We start from the raw sequence: 18182 nt of genomic DNA, 5'->3' as shown, positions 1-18182 counted from the left end.
GCGTGGGCCCCGCCGCCGCTCCCGGTCACGCCGTCCGTCCTCCGGCGTCAGACGCCGATGTCCCGCCCGTCCGCGCGCCACACCGCGACCACGGCCGGGCGGACGTACGTCCCGGGACCGTCGGGCCAGGTGGAGGCGGGCCGCTCCACGGTCGCCCCGTCCACCTCGCCCGGGTGCTGCACGGCGACCAGCACCCGCCGGTCCTGGACGACCGGCCCGCAGGTCTCGGCACCCGTGGGCACGGTCAGGAACTGCTTCAGCTCCCCGCGCCGCTCCCCGCGGGTGGCGACACCGAAGAGGCCGTCGTGGGAGCCGAGGGCGCTGCCGTCGGTGGAGATCCAGAGGTTGCCGTGCGCGTCGAAGGCGACGTTGTCCGGGCAGGAGATCGGGCTGACGGCGTCCTTGGGGAACCCGGCGAAGTACGTCGCCGGGTCGTCCGGGTCGCCCGCGACCAGGAACAGCGACCAGGCGAAGCGGGTGCTCTCCGGCCGGTTGAAGCGCTCCGTGAGCTCCAGGACGTGGCCGTGCTTGTTGGCGTGGCGCGGGTTGGCCTCGTCGGCCTTGGGGTTCGCGCCGGTCCCGCGGTTGGAGTTGTTGGTGAGCGCGACGTACACCTTGCCGGTGACGGGGTTGGGCTCGATGTCCTCGGGCCGGTCCATCTTGGTGGCGCCCACCTTGTCACCGGCAAGGCGCGTGAAGACGAAGACCTCCTCGGCGGTCATGCCCTCCACGTGCGAGACGGCGCCGCGGGCGGTCGCGGTGGCCAGCGGGATCCACTCGCCGCTGCCGTCGAACTCGCCGTCCGCCGGCAGCTTCCCCGTCCCGTCGATCTCGATGGCGGGCGAGTCGCCGGTCAGCCGGGCGACGTACAGCGTGCCCTCGTCGAGCAGCGTGAGGTTGTGCGCGCGGGCCGCGCGGCTGTCACCGTGCCGCATCCGCTTGCTGCTCACGAACTTGTAGAAGTAGTCGAACCGCTCGTCGTCGCCGGAGTAGACGACCGGACGCCCGTCGTGCGTCAGCCGCACGGTCGCCGCCTCGTGCTTGAACCGGCCGAGCGCGGTGTGCTTGCGGGGCGTGGAGTCGGGGTCGTACGGGTCCAGTTCGACGACGTAGCCGAAGCGGTGCACCTCGTTCGGCTCCTGGGCGAGGTCGAACCGCTTGTCGAACCGCTCCCACTTGCGCTCGGTGGCGCCGGTGCCGATCCCGTACCGCTTGTCGGTGGCGCTGCTGCCGTTGGCGAAGTACTGGTTGAAGTTCTCCTCGCCGTGCAGGGTGGTGCCCCACGGGGTGGTGCCGCCGGAGCAGTTGTTGAGGGTGCCGCGCACCCGGGTGCCGCTCGGGTCGGCGGACGTCTTCACCAGGTCGGAGCCGGCGACGGGCCCGGTGAGCCGGAACTCGGAGGTGGCGGTGAGCCGCCGGTTCAGGTGGTGCCGTCCGACGGCCGTCAGCCTGCCGCTCCCGCGGTCCTCCTCCACGGCGACGACGGCGAGACCGTGCGCGGCCCAGGCGATCTCCACCTGCTCGCGCGTCGGGTTCTGCGGGTCGTAGTCCCGGAACATGAGGATCTCGTCGGTGTACTCGTGGTTGGCGACCAGCAACTGCCGGTGGCGCTCGCCCTTCAAGGGCAACAGCGCGAGGAAGTCGCAGTTGTACCCGAACTGTCCGGCCTGCGCGCGGGCGCTCTGCCGCTCGGGGTCGAAGGCGGGCGCGCCGCGCAGGATGGGCTCGCCCCAGCGGATGACGACGTTCTGCCGGTAGCCCTCGGGCACGGTGACGGCGTCACGGGTGTTGGGCGCGACGGGCGTGAACCGCAGGCCGCGAGCGCCGCCCTTGGGCGGGCGGTGACCCTTCGCGGCCCCGGCCGCCGTTGCCGCCTCCGCCCTGGCCTCGGGAGCGGTGGCGACACCGGCCACCCCGGCACCGGCCGCAGCGACGGTCACGACGGCGGCGGCACGCATCACCGACCGCCGGCTGAGGGCCCCGGCGACGACGTCACCGACGTACGCGTTGGCGCTGGTGTTGGGCACCTCGTGGAAGCAGGCGTCACCACACCGGAAACGACAGGTCAGGGCAGACCGTCCGCCCGGGTGCGAACGGGACGGCGTTCCGATCAACGGCAGCAGCTTTCGCACGTGTTCTCTCCTTGGCGAGCCCGAGGTGTCAGCGTGACCGTAGGAGCACACGGGTGCGGCGACCGGGCGCCGGGATGAACGACGGGTGAAGCCGCGGTGGCATCAAGGGCGGTGCGTGCGAGCGGGCCGGATGGCCGGGGTGGCCGGGTGGTCGTCCACAGGCCGGATCGCGCCCTTGACATATACGATCCCGCACATCCCACCCTGCCCAAGATCGCCCACAAGGGCCGCTAACCTTACGTGTCCGTCCTGGCCAGGGTTTGACGGGCATCAACTCACGCGAAGGGTTGCGCACATGGGCATTCTCACTCTCCTGCGGAACGCGTTCGGACGGTCACGGAAAGCGAGGCCCGCCGAAGCGGAGGGTGCGGCGCCGGCCGCCGAGGCGACGGAAACGGCCGCCCCGACCACGCCCGAACCGTCCCCGGAACCCACGATCCCGTCCCCGTCCCCCGAGCCGACACCGGCCACCCCGACGGTCCCGGAACAGCGCGAACGCGACGAACACGACCTTGTGAGCGCCGCCTTCGACAAGATCACGGTCCCCCACCCGACCCCGTCGACGGACCCGAAGCCCGCGTCCGCGCCGGAGCCGGCGGCCGACCCGGCGCCGAAGGCGACGACGGCTCCCGAGCCGAAGCCGGAGCAGAAGGCCGAGACGGCCCCGGAGCCGGGGTCGGAGTCAAAGACCGACCCGGAGCCGGAACCGGAGGCAAAGACCGACCCGGAGCCGGAACCGAAGGCAAAGACCGACCCGGAGCCGGAACCGAAGGCAAAGACCGACCCGGCCCCGTCACCGGAACCGAAGGCCGCCCCGGAGCCGAAGCCCGAGGCGAAGGCCGCCCCGGAGCCGAAGCCCGAGGCGAAGGCCGCGCCGAACGCCGAGGCGGAAGCGACCCCCGCCACCCCCGAGCCCGAGACGGAGACCGGTCCCGAAGGCGAGCCCGAGGCCAAGCCCAAGCCCGAAGCCAAGCCGGAACCGAAGACCGACGCGACGTCCGAGCCCAAGGCCAAGACGGAACCGAAGGCCGACGCCAAGACGGAGCCCGAGCCCAAGGCCAAGACGGAACCGAAGGCCGACGCCAAGACGGAGCCGAAGGCCGGCGCCGAGCCCGAGCCTGAGGCGCAGCCCGAAACGAAGGCCGCCGCCGAACCGGAGGCCAAGGCGGAGGCCGAGCCTGAGGCCGCCGCTGCTGCCAAGGCAAAGCCTGAGGCCGCGGCCGAAGCGGCGGCAGCCGCTCCCGCGGACGCCGACGGCGAGCAGCCCCCGCAGGGGCCACCCGCACCCGACAACGAGACCCGCACGGGTGGTGCGGGTGGGAACGAAAAGCCGGCCGAAGGCGAAGCCGAGGCCGGAACAACGGGCCCCGCCACCCCCGCCTCCACCCTCCGTAACACCACCCTCACCACCGCCTACAAGGCAGCCGGCGCCGTCCTCAAGGCGAACGACCTCACCGGCGCCCGCGCCAAGATCCACCTCGTGCTCGACCGCTCCGCCTCCATGCGTCCGTACTACAAGGACGGTTCCGCCCAGGCCCTCGCCGAGCAGACCCTCGCCCTCGCCGCGCACCTCGACACCGAGGCCACGCTGCACGTGACGTTCTTCTCCACCGAGCTGGACGGCACCGGCGAGCTCACCCTCACCGAGCACGAGAACAAGATCGACGACCTGCACGCAGGGCTCGGCCGGATGGGCCGTACCAGCTACCACGCAGCCGTCGAGGCGGTCCTCGAACAGCACGCCAAGGAGCCGGCCGGCACCCCCGCCCTGGTGATCTTCCAGACGGACGGCGCCCCCGACGCGAAGACCCCGGCCACCAAGGCCCTCACCGAGGCCGCGAAGAACCACCCCAACGTGTTCTTCTCCTTCGTCGCCTTCGGCGAGCACGACAACAAGGCCTTCGACTACCTCCGCAAGCTCAAGACGGAGAACACGTCGTTCTTCCACGCGGGCCCCACCCCCCGCGAGCTCACGGACAAGGAGCTCTACGAGGGCGTCCTGGCGTCCTGGCGCCCGTAGGAACCTCAGCCCCTACGCGCCCCCCGGGGGGTGGACGGAGCCCCGTCCACCCCCCGAAACGCGTGTGAGTCGATCTCGTCGGGACCAGTAGGATTTCGACCATGGCGGCCACTGGATCAGAGAAGCAGGGGGCGAAGGCGTTCTACGTCTCGACCCCCATCTACTACGTCAACGACGCTCCTCACCTGGGCCACGCCTATACGACCGTCGCAGGCGACGTGCTCACCCGCTGGCACCGCCAGCGTGGCGAGAAGGTGTGGTACCTCACCGGCACGGACGAGCACGGTCAGAAGATCATGCGTACGGCCGAGGCGAACGGGGTCACCCCGCAGGCCTGGGCCGACAAGCTCGTCACGGAGGCCTGGAAGCCCCTGTGGGAGCACCTCGACATCGCGAACGACGACTTCATCCGCACCACGCAGAAGCGGCACACCGACCGCGTCCAGGAGTTCGTGCAGGACCTGTACGACAAGGGCGAGATCTACAAGGGCGGCTACGAGGGCCCGTACTGCGTGGGCTGCGAGGAGTACAAGCTCCCCGGTGAGCTGCTCGACGGCGAGGGCGACTACGCGGGCCAGAAGCTGTGCCCGATCCACAAGAAGCCGGTGGAGATCCTCAGCGAGGAGAACTACTTCTTCAAGCTCAGCGAGTACAGCGAGAAGCTCCTCGCGCACTACGAGGCCAACCCGGGCTTCATCCAGCCCGAGTCCGCGCGCAACGAGGTCGTGAACTTCGTCCGCCAGGGCCTGCAGGACCTCTCCATCTCCCGCTCGACGTTCGACTGGGGCGTCAAGGTCCCGTGGGACGACAAGCACGTCATCTACGTGTGGGTCGACGCGCTGCTGAACTACGCGACGGCGGTCGGCTACAACGAGAACCCGGAGAAGTTCGAGTCGACGTTCCCCGCCGACGTGCACCTGGTCGGCAAGGACATCCTCCGCTTCCACGCGATCATCTGGCCGGCCATGCTGATGGCGCAGGGCCTCCCCCTCCCCGGGAAGATCGCCGCGAACGGCTGGCTGATGGTCGGCGGCGAGAAGATGAGCAAGTCCAACCTGACGGGCATCAAGCCGCAGGACCTGACCTCGCACTTCGGCGTGGACGCGTACCGCTGGTACTTCCTGTGGGCGATCGCCTTCGGCCAGGACGGCAGCTTCTCCTGGGAGGACTTCTCCGCCCGCTACACCAGCGAGCTGGCGAACGACTACGGCAACCTCGCCTCCCGCGTGGCGGCGATGGTCGGCAAGTACTTCGGCGGTGAGCTGCCGGCCGCGACGGCCGACGGCGACGCGGAGAGGGCGATCCACGACGGCCTGGCGAAGGCGGTCACGGAGGCGGACCGGAAGATCGGCGAGGAGCTGGACTTCCAGGGCGGCATCCTGGCGGTCTTCGACTTCGTGAAGCAGGTCAATGGCTACATCACCGAGCAGGAGCCCTGGAAGGTCGCGAAGGACGACTCGCCGGAGGGCAAGGCCCGCCTGGCGACGATCCTCTACACGGCCGCGGAGTCGCTCCGCGCGGTGGCCGTCCTGCTCAACCCGATCATGCCGGAGACCTCCCAGAAGCTCTGGGAGTCCCTCGGCGCGGAGGCCGGTCTCGGCGCCCTCGCGGACCAGAAGGTCCAGGAGTCCGGCACCTGGGGCCTGCTCCCGTCCGGCTCCACGATCACCAAGGGCGCGGTCCTCTTCCCCCGCCTGGAGGAGAAGCCCACCGCGTAACACGCTCGCTACAGCAGGGCCCCGGAAGAGAACGACCCTTCTCCCGGGGCCCTCTGCTTTGCGAAGATCACGCCAGGGCGGCCGGACACCCGACCGCCGTCACGACACGTATGGGGGGATCTCATCCATGGCACTCTTCGGCAACGCGCACACCGTCGACCCGGCCAAGGCCCAGCAGGACTACGCCCGGCTCCTGGGCCACGGCGAGCAGGTGCACGCGGCGTTCCTGCTGATCCGCGACACCATACTGTTCACGGACCGCCGGCTGATCCTGGTCGACAAGCAGGGCATCACCGGCAAGAAGACCGAGTACCACTCGATCCCGTACCGCAGCATCTCCCACTTCGCGGTGGAGACCGCGGGCCACTTCGACCTCGACGCCGAACTGAAGATCTGGATCTCCGGCGCCCCGACCCCGATTCAGAAGACCTTCACCAAGGGCGTCGACATCTACGAGGTCCAGGCCATCCTCACCCAGTTCGTAGCCCGCTGACCCGATCGTGTGAGTCACGGCCACGAGCGCCGCACGCAGGTTGTGGGCGTATCAGACTCGCCCTCATGGTTACCGCATCTGACAGGCACGTCGACCGAAGGCCTGGTGCTTCGATCGGTGTCATCGGCACCTCATGAAAAAGCACATCGTGGAACTCGCGCACGAGTTCAAGGCCGAGTTGTGGGAACTGTGTACCAGCCTGATCAGGCTGGTGGTGATCGAGGAAATGCCCGTGGACAGCGCAAGGTCGGTGTTCCGGGAGAGGTTCTCGGACATCGGTGCCCGCGCGGGTCTGTCCGACGCGGAAGTCGACCTCGTGTGCTACGGCTTCAGATGCTGGCTGCTGACGCACATGGACGCCTGTGCCAGGGAGTGGGCCGGTGAAGAGCGCCGACGGCATGTCCGGCCATGAGCGACAACGGAAAGGGGCCCGGAACCGACACGGTTCCGGGCCCCTTCTCCGCGCTACGGACTACTTCGGCTGAGGCTTCCGCACCGACAGGTGCAGCTCCTTCAGACGGATCTCCTCCAGCTCCGTCGGCGCGCCCATCATCAGGTCCTGGGCGTTGCCGTTGAGCGGGAAGGCGATGGTCTCGCGGATGTTCGGCTCGTCGGCGAGGAGCATGACGATGCGGTCCACGCCGGGGGCGATGCCGCCGTGCGGCGGGGCGCCGAAGCGGAACGCGCGCAGCATGCCCGCGAACTTGTCCTCGACCGTCTCGCGGTCGTAGCCCGCGATCTCGAACGCCTTGAGCATGATCTCCGGCTCGTGGTTCCGGATCGCGCCCGAGGACAGCTCGACGCCGTTGCAGACGATGTCGTACTGCCAACCGAGGATGTCCAGCGGGTCCTGGGTCTCCAGAGCCTCCAGGCCGCCCTGCGGCATCGAGAAGGGGTTGTGCGAGAAGTCGATCGCGCCGGTCTCCTCGTCCTTCTCGTACATCGGGAAGTCGACGATCCAGCAGAAGCGGAAGACGTTCTCCTCGAACTGGCCGGCGCGCTTGGCGGCCTCGACCCGCACCGCGCCCATGATCTTGGAGACCTCGTCGAACTCGCCCGCGCCGAAGAACACCGCGTGGCCGGGGGCCAGGGCGAGGCGCTTGGTCAGCTCGGCGACGTTCGCCTCGGTGAGGAACTTGGCGATCGGGCCGGTCAGCGAGCCGTCCTCGCCGACGCGCACCCACGCCAGGCCCTTCGCGCCCTGGGAGACCGCGTAGTCACCCAGCTGGTCGAAGAACTTCCGCGGCTGGCCGGAGACGTCCGGCACCGGCAGCGCGCGCACGTGCTTGCCGGCGAACGCCTTGAACTCCGAGCCCTCGAAGATGTCGGTGATGTCGACGAGCTCCAGCTGGGCGCGCAGGTCGGGCTTGTCGGAGCCGTACTTCAGCATCGCCTCGCGGAACGGGATACGCGGGAACGGCGACGTCACATGACGGCCGTTGCCGAACTCCTCGAACAGCTCGGTCATCAGCTTCTCGATCGGCTGGAAGACGTCCTCCTGCTCGACGAAGCTCATCTCGACGTCGAGCTGGTAGAACTCGCCCGGCGAGCGGTCGGCGCGGGCGTCCTCGTCGCGGAAGCAGGGCGCGATCTGGAAGTAGCGGTCGAAGCCCGAGATCATCAGCAGCTGCTTGAACTGCTGCGGGGCCTGCGGCAGCGCGTAGAACTTGCCGGGGTTGAGACGCGAGGGGACCACGAAGTCGCGCGCGCCCTCGGGGGAGGTCGCGGACAGGATCGGCGTGGTCATCTCGTTGAAGCCCAGCGCGGTCATCTTCTGGCGGATCGCCGAGATGACCTGCGTGCGCAGCATGATGTTGCGGTGCATGCGCTCGCGGCGCAGGTCCAGGAAGCGGTACTCCAGGCGCCGTTCCTCGTTGACGCCGTCCTCGGCGTTGATGGTGAAGGGCAGCGGGGCCGCGGTGCCCAGCACCTCGACGGCGCCCACCTCGACCTCGACCTCACCGGTCGGCAGGTCGGGGTTCACGTTCTCCGTGCCGCGCGAGACGACCTGGCCGTCGACGCGGACGACGGTCTCCTTGGACAGCTTGTCGAGCGCCTCGTAGGCCTCGGTGCCCGGACGGGCCACCAGCTGCGTGATCCCGTAGTGATCACGCAGATCGATGAAGAGGATGCCGCCCAGGTCGCGCCGATTGTGCAGCCAGCCACTCAGCCGGACGTCGGTGCCGACGTCAGAGGCGCGGAGCTCGCCGCAGGTGTGGGACCTGTACCGATGCATCGTCGTTCATCCAGCCTTCGCGGATCGGGGTCGTTGTTTCACGTGAAACTCCCCCAAGCCTACCGGCCGGGCCAAGATCGCTGCTCCGCCATTCCCCGTGGTGCGGGCAAACGACATCGGTGGAAGTTTTCGGAACCATCTTCATAAAGTGGAGCAATGCGCACTGGTGAGCCCCTGCCCGCCCTGGGGGACGTCCTCGCCGCCCTCGGAACCGGCGTGTGGCACTGGGACACCGCATCCGGGCTGGTCACGGTCGATGCCGTGGCGGCCCGGCTGCTCGGTCTGCCCTCCGAGGAGGCCACGCTCACGGAGGCGCAGGTCCGGGCCCGCTTCCACCCCGTCGACTGGAACGAGATCACCGGGATCATCCAGCTTGCCGTCGCCGAGGGCACCCTCGCCGAGGTGCGCATCCGGATCATGGACGACCAGAACCAGGTCGTCCGGGTGGTCCGCAGCCGCTCCAAGCCCTCCTTCGACGCCGAGCGCAAGTCCTACGTCCTGACCGGCACCCTCCAGGAGGTGACCGAGCCGGCCCCGGGCACACCCGCCGCGCGCAGCGCGGTGACCGGTGACTGGCGGCGCTCCCGCGAGGCGTTCCTGCTGGACGCCGGCCGCGCCCTGGCAGAAGCCCGCTCCACGGAGGAGGTGCTGCGGGTCGCGGCCAACCTGTCGATGCCGGGGTTCTCCCCGGACGGCCTCGCCGTGTTCGGTGTGGCGGGCGACCGGCTCACGATCATCGGCCACCACGGGCACGAGCCCGGCGCCGACAGCCCCTTCTACATGCCGCTGGACACGGACTACCCGGCAGCCGAGGTGGTCCGCACGGGCCGCGCGGTCTACATCTCCTCCCCGGAGCAGTACAGCTCCCGTTATCCGCTCACCTGGCCGCTCGCCCAGCGCTTCGGCCGCCAGTCCTGGGCGTTCCTGCCGCTGACCGCCTCCGGCCGCACGATGGGCGCCTGGCTGGCCGCCTTCACCTACCCGGTCGCGTTCACCCCCGACGAGCGTTCCGTGCTGACCACGGTCGCCCGGATGCTGGCGCAGGCGCTGTCCCGCGCGGGCACCGCCGAGACCGAGAAGGCGCTGACCGAGGGCCTGCAGCGCTCGATGATGCCGAAGCTCGGTCCGGGCATCCCGGGCATGGACGTCACCGCCCGCTACGTCCCGACCGGCGGCGGACTCCAGGTCGGCGGTGACTGGTACGACGTGATCCCCCTGCCCGGCGGCGCCTCCCGGACGGCGGCCGGGGGAGGGCGGTTCGCGCTGGTCATCGGCGACGTGCAGGGCCACGACGTACGGGCCGCGGGGCTGATGGGCCAGCTGCGGATAGCGCTGCGGGCGTACGCGTCCGAAGGCCACCGCCCGGACGCCGTGCTCGCGCGCGCCTCCCGGTTCCTGCACGGCATCGGCGAGGACCCGACCGAGATGCGCTTCGCGACCTGCCTGTACGCCGAGGTCGACCCGGGGACCGGCGTCCTGGAGGTCGCCCGCGCCGGGCATCCCGATCCGGTCATCCGGATGGCCGACGCGACGGTGCTGACCCGGCCGACGGCCGGCGGACTGCCGCTGGGCATCGACCCGGACGCCGACTACCCGACCACCCGGCTCATCCTGGAGCCCGGCGAGACCCTGCTGATCTGCACGGACGGGTTGATCGAGACCGGGGGCCACGACCTGGACACCGGCTGGCAGCGGCTGCGGGAGATCCTGGAACGGCACCGGGGCACCCAGGAGGAGCTGGCCGACGCCCTGGTCCAGGCGGTGCACGGCCCGTCCTCGCACCACACGACCGGCCCGCTGGCAGACCGCCGTGAGGACGACATCGCGCTGCTCCTGCTGACCCGGCAGGGCGGCACCTGCGACTGCGGGGCGGACGAGACGGTGCCGCCTCCGGTGCGCCGCACGGCGCTCACGGTGGCACAGGCCGAGCCGGAACGCGTGGGGATCGCCCGCCAGCAGCTGCGCGAGCTGCTGCACGACTGGCCCTCGGACGACCAGGTGGACTCGGCGGTGCTGCTGCTGTCGGAGATGCTGACCAACGTCCTCGTGCACACCGACGCCGACGCCCTGCTCCTCGCGGAGATCACGGACGGCGGTGACGGCCGCCGCATCCGGGTCGAGGTCACCGACACCGCCGACGACCTGCCGCATCGGCGCAGGCCGGGGGAGCTGGCGTCCTCGGGCCGGGGACTGCTCCTGATCGAGCTCCTGGCCCACAGCTGGGGAGTCGCCCCCCGCGGGCGCGGCAAGAGCATCTGGTTCGAACTCTACGAACGCAAGGACGCCGACGGACCCGGCTGAGCGGAGTCGTCACCGGGAACGCCGAGGGCCCCGCCCTCAACCGGACGGGGCCCTTCGGTGCGTGAGGGTTCAGGCCTCCTGCGGGCCCTTCTCCGTCATGCCGTGCACGGCCGGGACCGTGCCGAGGCGGCCCTTCTGGAAGTCCTCGAAGGCCTGCATCAGCTCGTCCTTGGTGTTCATCACGAACGGCCCGTAGTGCGCCATGGGCTCACGGATGGGCCGGCCGCCCAGCAGGACGACCTCCAGGTCCGGCGTGTGCGAGTCCTGCTTCTCGTCCGCGCGGACGGTCAGCGAGCCGCCGGTGCCGAACACCGCGGTCTGCCCGAGGTGGATCGGACGCCGCTCGGCACCCACCGCACCCCGCCCGGCCATCACGTACGCCAGGCCGTTGAAGTCCTCCCGCCAGGGCAGGGTGACCTCCGCGCCCGGCGCGAGCGTGGCGTGGATCATCGTGATCGGCGTGTGCGTGATGCCCGGACCCTCGTGGCCGTCCAGCTCGCCGGCGATGACGCGGAGCAGCGCGCCGCCGTCCGGGGAGGTGAGCAGCTGGACGCTGCCGCTGCGGATGTCCTGGTAGCGGGGCGCCATCATCTTGTCCTTGGCGGGGAGGTTCACCCACAGCTGGAGGCCGTGGAAGAGTCCGCCGGACATCACCAGGTGCTCCGGCGGCGCCTCGATGTGCAGCAGGCCGGAGCCCGCCGTCATCCACTGGGTGTCGCCGTTGGTGATGGTGCCACCACCGCCGTTGGAGTCCTGGTGGTCGAAGATCCCGTCCACGATGTAGGTGACGGTCTCGAAGCCGCGGTGGGGGTGCCACGGGGTGCCCTTGGGCTCGCCGGGCGCGTACTCCACCTCACCCATCTGGTCCATCATGATGAACGGGTCGAGATGGCGGTAGTTGATCCCCGCGAACGCCCGGCGCACCGGGAAGCCCTCGCCCTCGAAACCGCTGGGCGCGGTCGTGACGGCGAGCACGGGGCGTGCGACGGCGTCGGCGGGAGCGGTCACACGGGGCAGCGTCAGCGGGTTCTCGACGGTCACTGCAGGCATGGGTACCTCCTCGGGTACGCCCACTTTAGTTGAGCGTTGAACTTCTTGCCACCTCGAACGGAGAAAGCCCGGAGGGAATTCCCTCCGGGCTCCGCACGAGGACGACGGCTCTAGCCATACATCCGGCGCATGGCGAACTCGACCATCTGCTCCACGGCCTTGGCGTCGAACACCATCCGGTGCTCGCCCTCCATGTCCAGCACGAAGCCGTAGCCCGTGGGCAGCAGGTCGATCACCTCGGCGCCGGTGATCACGAAGTACTTGGACTCCTTGCCCGCGTACCGCCGCAGCTCCTTGAGCGAGGTGAACATCGGAATCACCGGCTGCTGGGTGTTGTGCAGGGCGAGGAAGCCGGGGTTGTCACCGCGCGGGCAGTAGACCTTGGAGGTGGCGAAGATCTGCTGGAAGTCCTCCGCCGCCATCTGGCCCGTGGTGAACGCGCGCACGGCGTCGGCGAGCGAAGGTGCGGACGGTTCGGGATACGCAGGCGCCTGCTGCCCGTACCCGCCCGGCATCTGCTGCTGCGGCGGCACGTAACCCTGCTGTGTCCCCGCGCTCTGGTCGTAGCCGTACATGCCGCACAGACTACTGATCCCGCGCGAGGGCTGGGTCACAGATGTCCGGATCGGGGTTGCTTCTTATTACCGACGGGTAGCATCATCGGAGCTACTTGTCGGTACGTGAATCAGTTGCGAGGAATCAGTCCCTCGCCGATCCCTCTCAAACGGAGCCGTCGCCATGGGGCACTACAAGTCGAATCTCCGCGACATCGAGTTCAACCTCTTCGAGGTACTCGGGCGCGACAAGCTGTACGGCACGGGCCCGTTCGAGGAGATGGACGTCGAGACCGCGAAGAGCATCCTGGAGGAGCTGACCCGCCTCTCCGAGAACGAGCTCGCGGAGTCCTTCACGGACGCCGACCGCAACCCGCCGGTCTTCGACCCGGAGACCAACACCGCGCCCGTCCCCGAGTCCTTCAAGAAGAGCTACAAGGCCTTCATGGACTCCGAGTACTGGCGCCTCGGCCTGCCCGAGGAGATCGGCGGCACCACCGCGCCCCGCTCCCTCATCTGGGCCTACGCCGAGCTGATCCTGGGCGCCAACCCGGCCGTGTGGATGTACTCCTCGGGCCCCGCCTTCGCGGGCATCCTCTTCGAGGAGGGCAACGAGGTCCAGAAGCACATCGCGAAGATCGCCACGGAGAAGCAGTGGGGCTCCACGATGGTGCTCACCGAGCCGGACGCCGGCTCGGACGTGGGCGCGGGCCGCACCAAGGCCGTGCAGCAGGAGGACGGCTCCTGGCACATCGAGGGCGTGAAGCGCTTCATCACCTCGGGTGAGCACGACATGTCGGAGAACATCCTCCACTACGTGCTCGCGCGTCCCGAGGGCGCCGGCCCCGGCACCAAGGGCCTGTCCCTCTTCCTCGTCCCGAAGTACGAGTTCGACTTCGAGACCGGCGAGCTGGGCGAGCGCAACGGCGTCTACGCCACGAACGTCGAGCACAAGATGGGCCTGAAGGCCTCCAACACCTGCGAGATGACGTTCGGCGACAAGCACCCCGCCAAGGGCTGGCTGATCGGCGACAAGCACGACGGCATCCGCCAGATGTTCCGCATCATCGAGTTCGCCCGCATGATGGTCGGCACGAAGGCGATCTCCACGCTGTCCACGGGCTACCTGAACGCGCTGGAGTACGCCAAGGAGCGCGTCCAGGGCCCCGACCTGGCGAACTTCATGGACAAGACCGCGCCCAAGGTCACCATCACCCACCACCCCGACGTGCGCCGCTCGCTCATGACGCAGAAGGCGTACGCGGAGGGCATGCGCGCCCTGGTGATGTACACCGCCTCGATCCAGGACGCCATCCAGGTCAAGGAGGCGAACGGCGAGGACGCCTCCACCGAGCACGCGATGAACGACCTGCTCCTGCCCATCGTCAAGGGCTACGGCTCCGAGAAGGCCTACGAGCAGCTCGCCCAGTCGCTGCAGACCTTCGGCGGCTCCGGCTTCCTGCAGGAGTACCCGATCGAGCAGTACATCCGGGACTCCAAGATCGACACCCTGTACGAGGGCACCACCGCCATCCAGGGCCAGGACTTCTTCTTCCGGAAGATCGTCCGCAACCAGGGCGCCGCCCTGAACTCCCTCGCCGAGGACATCAAGAAGTTCCTCGCGGTCGGCGAGGGCGGCGAGGAGCTGGCGGGCGCCCGCGAGCACCTGGCCAAGGCCGCCGTCGAGCTGGAGGCCATCGTCGGCCTGATGCTCACCGACCTCGCGGCCACCGAGCAGGACGTCAAGAACATCTACAAGGTGGGCCTGAACACCACCCGCCTGCTGCTGGCCTCCGGTGACGTCGTCGTCGGCTACCTGCTGCTCAAGGGTGCCGCGATCGCCGCCGAGAAGCTCCCGACGGCGTCCGCCAAGGACAAGGCCTTCTACACCGGCAAGATCGCCGCGGCGAAGTTCTTCGCGGCGAACGTCCTGCCGGGCGTCACCCTGGCCCGCAAGGTCTCCGAGGGTGTCGAGCTGGACCTGATGGAACTGGACGAGGCGGCCTTCTAGCCGCTTGCGGGCCCTTACGGGATCTCCCCGTACAGACCCGTCTCGCAACCACGCCGGACCCCCGCGAGGGCCCGCTCCCCGCACCGGGAAGCGGGCCCTCGCGCTCGTTAAGGTGAACCCATGAGCGAACCCCCCCGCTTCGACCGCGGCCACACCGACGACCTGATGTCCTTCCTCGCGGCGAGCCCCACGCCGTACCACGCCGTGGCGAACGCCGCCGGGCGGCTGGAGAAGGCGGGCTTCCGGCAGGTCGCGGAGACGGACGCCTGGGACGGCACGGCAGGCGGCAAGTACGTGCTGCGCGGCGGCGCGATCATCGCCTGGTACGTCCCCGAGGGGGCGGACCCGCACACGCCCTTCCGGATCGTCGGCGCGCACACCGACTCCCCCAACCTGCGGGTCAAGCCGCGTCCCGACAGCGGGGCGCACGGCTGGCGCCAGGTGGCCGTGGAGATCTACGGCGGTCCGCTGCTCAACTCCTGGCTCGACCGCGACCTGGGCCTCGCCGGGCGGCTGTCCCTGCGGGACGGCACGACCCGCCTGGTCGATGTGGACCGTCCGCTGCTGCGGGTCCCCCAGCTCGCCATCCACCTGGACCGCGCGGTCAACTCCGACGGCCTCAAGCTCGACAAGCAGCGGCACATGCAGCCGGTGTGGGGCATGGGCGACGACGTCCGCGACGGCGACCTCATCGCCTTCCTGGAGGAGACCGCGGGAGTGCCGGCCGGCGAGGTCACCGGCTGGGACCTGATGGTGCACCCGGTCGAGCCGCCCGCGTACCTGGGCCGCGACCGCGAGCTGGTGGCGGGCCCGCGCATGGACAACCTGCTGTCCGTGCACTCCGGCACGGCCGCGCTCGCCGCCGCCGCCGCACGGGGCTCGCGGCTGTCGTACATCCCGGTGCTCGCCGCCTTCGACCACGAGGAGAACGGCTCCCAGTCGGACACCGGCGCTGACGGCCCGCTGCTCGGCAGCGTCCTGGAGCGCTCGGTGCTCGCCCGCGGCGGGTCGTACGAGGACCGGGCCCGCGCCTTCGCCGCCACCGTCTGCCTGTCCTCCGACACCGGACACGCCGTCCACCCCAACTACGCGGAGCGGCACGACCCGACGCACCACCCGCGCGTCGACGGCGGCCCCATCCTCAAGGTCAACGTCAACAACCGCTATGCCACGGACGGTTCGGGACGCGCGGTGTTCGCCGCGGCGTGCGAGAAGGCGGGCGTGCCCTTCCAGTCGTTCGTGTCCAACAACGCGATGCCGTGCGGCACCACGATCGGCCCGATCACCGCGGCCCGGCACGGCATCCGCACGGTCGACATCGGCGTGGCCATCCTGTCGATGCACAGCGCCCGCGAACTGTGCGGCGCCCAGGACCCGTTCCTGCTGGCGAACGCGCTGGTCGCCTTCCTGGAGGGCTAGTGCGGGCGACGCGTCCCCTAGCAGCGTCCTGAGGAGCGGTCAACTCCCGTGCGCCGGACGGCGCATGGGAGCCGTCCGTCCGGGTACCCGGGTCGCACCGGAAACACCGGACAGGGAGGCGACACCTATGGGCCTCGGCGGATGCATCATCCTCATCGCCGTGGGAGCAATCCTCACGTTCGCGACCGACTGGGACATGCAGGGTGTCAACCTTGACCTGGTCGGCGTCATCTTCATGATCGTCGGACTGATCGGCGTCGCGACCTTCAGCAGCATCGCCCGGCGTCGGCGGGTCGTGGTCCCCCCGGCCACCCCGGTCGTCGACGACCCGGCGCGTCCGCACCACCACACCCGCGACGGCTACAGCGACGGGTACGGCGTCTGACCGGACGCCCGGCCCGCGCCGTCCGCACCGGACAGCTCCACGGCCAGCCGGTCCGTGCCCCCCGCGACGGGGCGCACGGGCAGCCGCCACTCACGGCGGTGCACATGGCAGGCCGGATGGAGGACGTCAGGGCCGGCGTCGCACGAAGCCGCCGTCGCCACGACATGCAGCACCCCCTGCCCCACGGCGGGGTCGGTCTCGAGGGCGCGGGAGAGGTCACTCCCCGCGCCCTCTCCGCCGCGCAGCAGCGCGGGCGGTGAGGCGGACACCAGCAGGCGCGTCGCGGGCCCGTCCCGCGTGTCGAGCTTCTGGCCCGGCGGCGGCTCGAAGACCACCTCCAGGCGTACCCGGCCGACGGCGATCTCCGTGACGGGCCGCTCCGCTCCGGGCCGGACCGGAACGCCGGCGGGCAGCCTCAGCCGGGTCAGCCGGTGGCGGGCCGACTCCACCACCACGACGTCCTCGCCGTCCACCACGGCGCCGCTCGGCTCGCGCAGGTCCGTGGCCAGGGTGGACACCTCGCCGGTGGCCGGGTCGTAGCGGCGCAGGGCGTGGTTGTAGGTGTCGCTGACGGCGAGGGACCCGTCGGGCAGCGCGGTCACCCCCAGCGGGTGCTGGAGCAGCGCCTCGTCCGCGGGGCCGTCGCGGTGCCCGAAGGCGAACAGTCCCGCGCCGACGACCGTGCGCACCTGCCCGTCCCGGCCCAGCAGGCGCAGCGCGGAACTCTCGGAGTCGGCCACCCACAGCCCCCGCCGCGTCACCGCGAGCCCCGAGGGCTGCGCGAACAGGGCCTGCCCGGCCGGCCCGTCGACGAGGCCCTCCTCGCCGGTCCCGGCCGCGCGGGCGACGGTGCCGTCGGCGGGGTCGTACGTCCACAGCTGGTGGATGCCGGCCATGGCGATCCACAGCCGGTCCCGCCACCAGGTGACGTCCCACGGGGAGGAGAGGTTCACCGCGCGGGCCGCTCCCGAGACGGCGTCGCCACGGCGCCAGGGGGAGCCGGTGCCGGCGAGGGTGGTGACCTCACCTGAGGCGAGGTCGACCCGCCTGAGGGCGTGATTGACCGTGTCGGCGACGGCCACGGCACCGTCCGGCAGCAGCGCGAGCCCCTGCGGCTCCTGGAAGCGTGCCGTGTCCGCGGGCCCGTCCGTCAGGCCGCGTTCGCCCCGGCCGATCCGCCGGAGGACCGTCTCCCCGTCCTTCGCCAGCTCCACCAGCTGGTGGCGGGCGGTGTCGCCGGCCAGGAAGGTCCCCGACGGCAGCCGCAGCACCTTCCCGGGAAAGCGCAGCACGGTCGGCTCGGGCTCGGGCGGCGCGTAGGGCAGGTCGCCGCGCCTGAGGGTGCCCTTCGCCGCGTGCTCGGCCTCCAGCTCCGTCACCAGCCGCCCGATCTCGGGCGCGTGCCCCTCGCCGGAGTACGTGGCCACGACGTACCCCTCGGGGTCGACGACCACCAGCGTCGGCCAGGCCCGCACCGCGTACTGCGTCCAGGTCGTCAGCTCCGGGTCGTCCAGAACGGGGTGCCGGACGGCGTACCGCTCGACGGCGTCGGCCACCGCCGCGTGCTCCGTCTCGTGCGGGAACTTCGGCGAGTGCACGCCGATCACCACGAGCGTGTCCCGGTGCCGCTCCTCCAGCTCGCGCAGCTCGTCGACGACGTGCAGGCAGTTGATGCAGGCGAACGTCCAGAAGTCCAGCAGCACGACGCGTCCGCGCAGGCCGGCGAGGGTGTACCCGTCGCCGCCCGTGTTCAGCCAGCCGCCCTTCCCCGCCAACTCGGGGGCCCGCACGCGCGCGGAACGGCGGACCGGGGGAGCGGAAGCGGCGTCGTCCATACGTCCAGCGTGCCACCCGGGAGCACCG

At 70.5% G+C, this 18182-nt stretch carries 13 protein-coding genes; 8 read left to right on the top strand and 5 right to left on the bottom strand.

Features of this window, described 5'->3' with window-relative positions:
* Positions 1–47 precede the first annotated feature (47 nt).
* Positions 48–2132 carry a PhoX family protein gene (locus ACIF8S_RS17970; RefSeq protein ID WP_400000017.1) on the bottom strand — a complete coding sequence of 695 codons (2085 nt, stop codon included), beginning with the start codon at positions 2130–2132 and terminating at the stop codon, positions 48–50.
* Positions 2133–2427: 295 nt separating this feature from the next.
* On the opposite strand from ACIF8S_RS17970, the gene ACIF8S_RS17965 reads away from it, so the two are divergent.
* The 4 genes from ACIF8S_RS17965 to ACIF8S_RS17950 all read left to right on the top strand — a co-directional run bounded on the left by ACIF8S_RS17965 (position 2428) and on the right by ACIF8S_RS17950 (position 6775).
* The gene (locus ACIF8S_RS17965; protein WP_400000016.1) at positions 2428–4152 is read left to right on the top strand and encodes a VWA domain-containing protein; all 1725 of its coding nucleotides are present in this window, start codon (positions 2428–2430) and stop codon (positions 4150–4152) included.
* A 101-nt stretch (positions 4153–4253) separates the two neighbouring features.
* On the top strand, positions 4254–5870 hold the full coding sequence (gene metG / locus ACIF8S_RS17960) for a methionine--tRNA ligase (RefSeq protein WP_400000015.1): 1617 nt from the start codon (positions 4254–4256) through the stop codon (positions 5868–5870).
* A 127-nt stretch (positions 5871–5997) separates the two neighbouring features.
* Positions 5998–6363, top strand: a complete 366-nt coding sequence (locus tag ACIF8S_RS17955; RefSeq protein WP_048457137.1) for a PH domain-containing protein — start codon at positions 5998–6000, stop codon at positions 6361–6363.
* Positions 6364–6496: 133 nt separating this feature from the next.
* Positions 6497–6775, top strand: a complete 279-nt coding sequence (locus tag ACIF8S_RS17950) for a hypothetical protein (RefSeq protein ID WP_400000014.1) — start codon at positions 6497–6499, stop codon at positions 6773–6775.
* Positions 6776–6835: 60 nt separating this feature from the next.
* Here ACIF8S_RS17950 and aspS read toward each other — a convergent pair whose 3' ends face one another.
* Positions 6836–8599 (bottom strand): aspartate--tRNA ligase, encoded by a 1764-nt coding sequence (gene aspS / locus ACIF8S_RS17945; protein ID WP_400000013.1) that lies wholly within the window; start codon positions 8597–8599, stop codon positions 6836–6838.
* A 156-nt stretch (positions 8600–8755) separates the two neighbouring features.
* On the opposite strand from aspS, the gene ACIF8S_RS17940 reads away from it, so the two are divergent.
* Positions 8756–10900, top strand: a complete 2145-nt coding sequence (locus ACIF8S_RS17940; RefSeq protein WP_400000012.1) for a SpoIIE family protein phosphatase — start codon at positions 8756–8758, stop codon at positions 10898–10900.
* Positions 10901–10969: 69 nt separating this feature from the next.
* On the opposite strand, the gene ACIF8S_RS17935 is transcribed toward ACIF8S_RS17940, so the two are convergent.
* Positions 10970–11950, bottom strand: coding sequence for a pirin family protein (locus ACIF8S_RS17935; RefSeq protein WP_150150885.1), 981 nt, complete (start codon positions 11948–11950; stop codon positions 10970–10972).
* A 110-nt stretch (positions 11951–12060) separates the two neighbouring features.
* On the bottom strand, positions 12061–12525 hold the full coding sequence (locus tag ACIF8S_RS17930; RefSeq protein WP_019525905.1) for an SseB family protein: 465 nt from the start codon (positions 12523–12525) through the stop codon (positions 12061–12063).
* A gap of 163 nt (positions 12526–12688) precedes the next feature.
* On the opposite strand from ACIF8S_RS17930, the gene ACIF8S_RS17925 reads away from it, so the two are divergent.
* From ACIF8S_RS17925 to ACIF8S_RS17915, 3 genes are all read left to right on the top strand, one after another.
* Positions 12689–14515 carry an acyl-CoA dehydrogenase gene (locus tag ACIF8S_RS17925; protein ID WP_400000011.1) on the top strand — a complete coding sequence of 609 codons (1827 nt, stop codon included), beginning with the start codon at positions 12689–12691 and terminating at the stop codon, positions 14513–14515.
* 120 nt (positions 14516–14635) lie between these two features.
* On the top strand, positions 14636–15934 hold the full coding sequence (locus tag ACIF8S_RS17920; RefSeq protein WP_400000010.1) for a M18 family aminopeptidase: 1299 nt from the start codon (positions 14636–14638) through the stop codon (positions 15932–15934).
* A 127-nt stretch (positions 15935–16061) separates the two neighbouring features.
* Positions 16062–16319, top strand: coding sequence for a DUF6458 family protein (locus tag ACIF8S_RS17915; RefSeq protein ID WP_024886337.1), 258 nt, complete (start codon positions 16062–16064; stop codon positions 16317–16319).
* Here the strand turns inward: ACIF8S_RS17915 and ACIF8S_RS17910 are convergent.
* Positions 16295–18154 (bottom strand): NHL domain-containing thioredoxin family protein, encoded by a 1860-nt coding sequence (locus ACIF8S_RS17910; RefSeq protein WP_400000009.1) that lies wholly within the window; start codon positions 18152–18154, stop codon positions 16295–16297. The genes ACIF8S_RS17915 and ACIF8S_RS17910 overlap by 25 nt on opposite strands.
* Positions 18155–18182: the final 28 nt, after the last annotated feature.

Origin of the sequence: Streptomyces sp. NPDC085937, assembly GCF_044540535.1 — a bacterium.
Lineage (GTDB): Bacteria > Actinomycetota > Actinomycetes > Streptomycetales > Streptomycetaceae > Streptomyces.
This window is presented reverse-complemented; position numbering and strand designations above follow the sequence as displayed.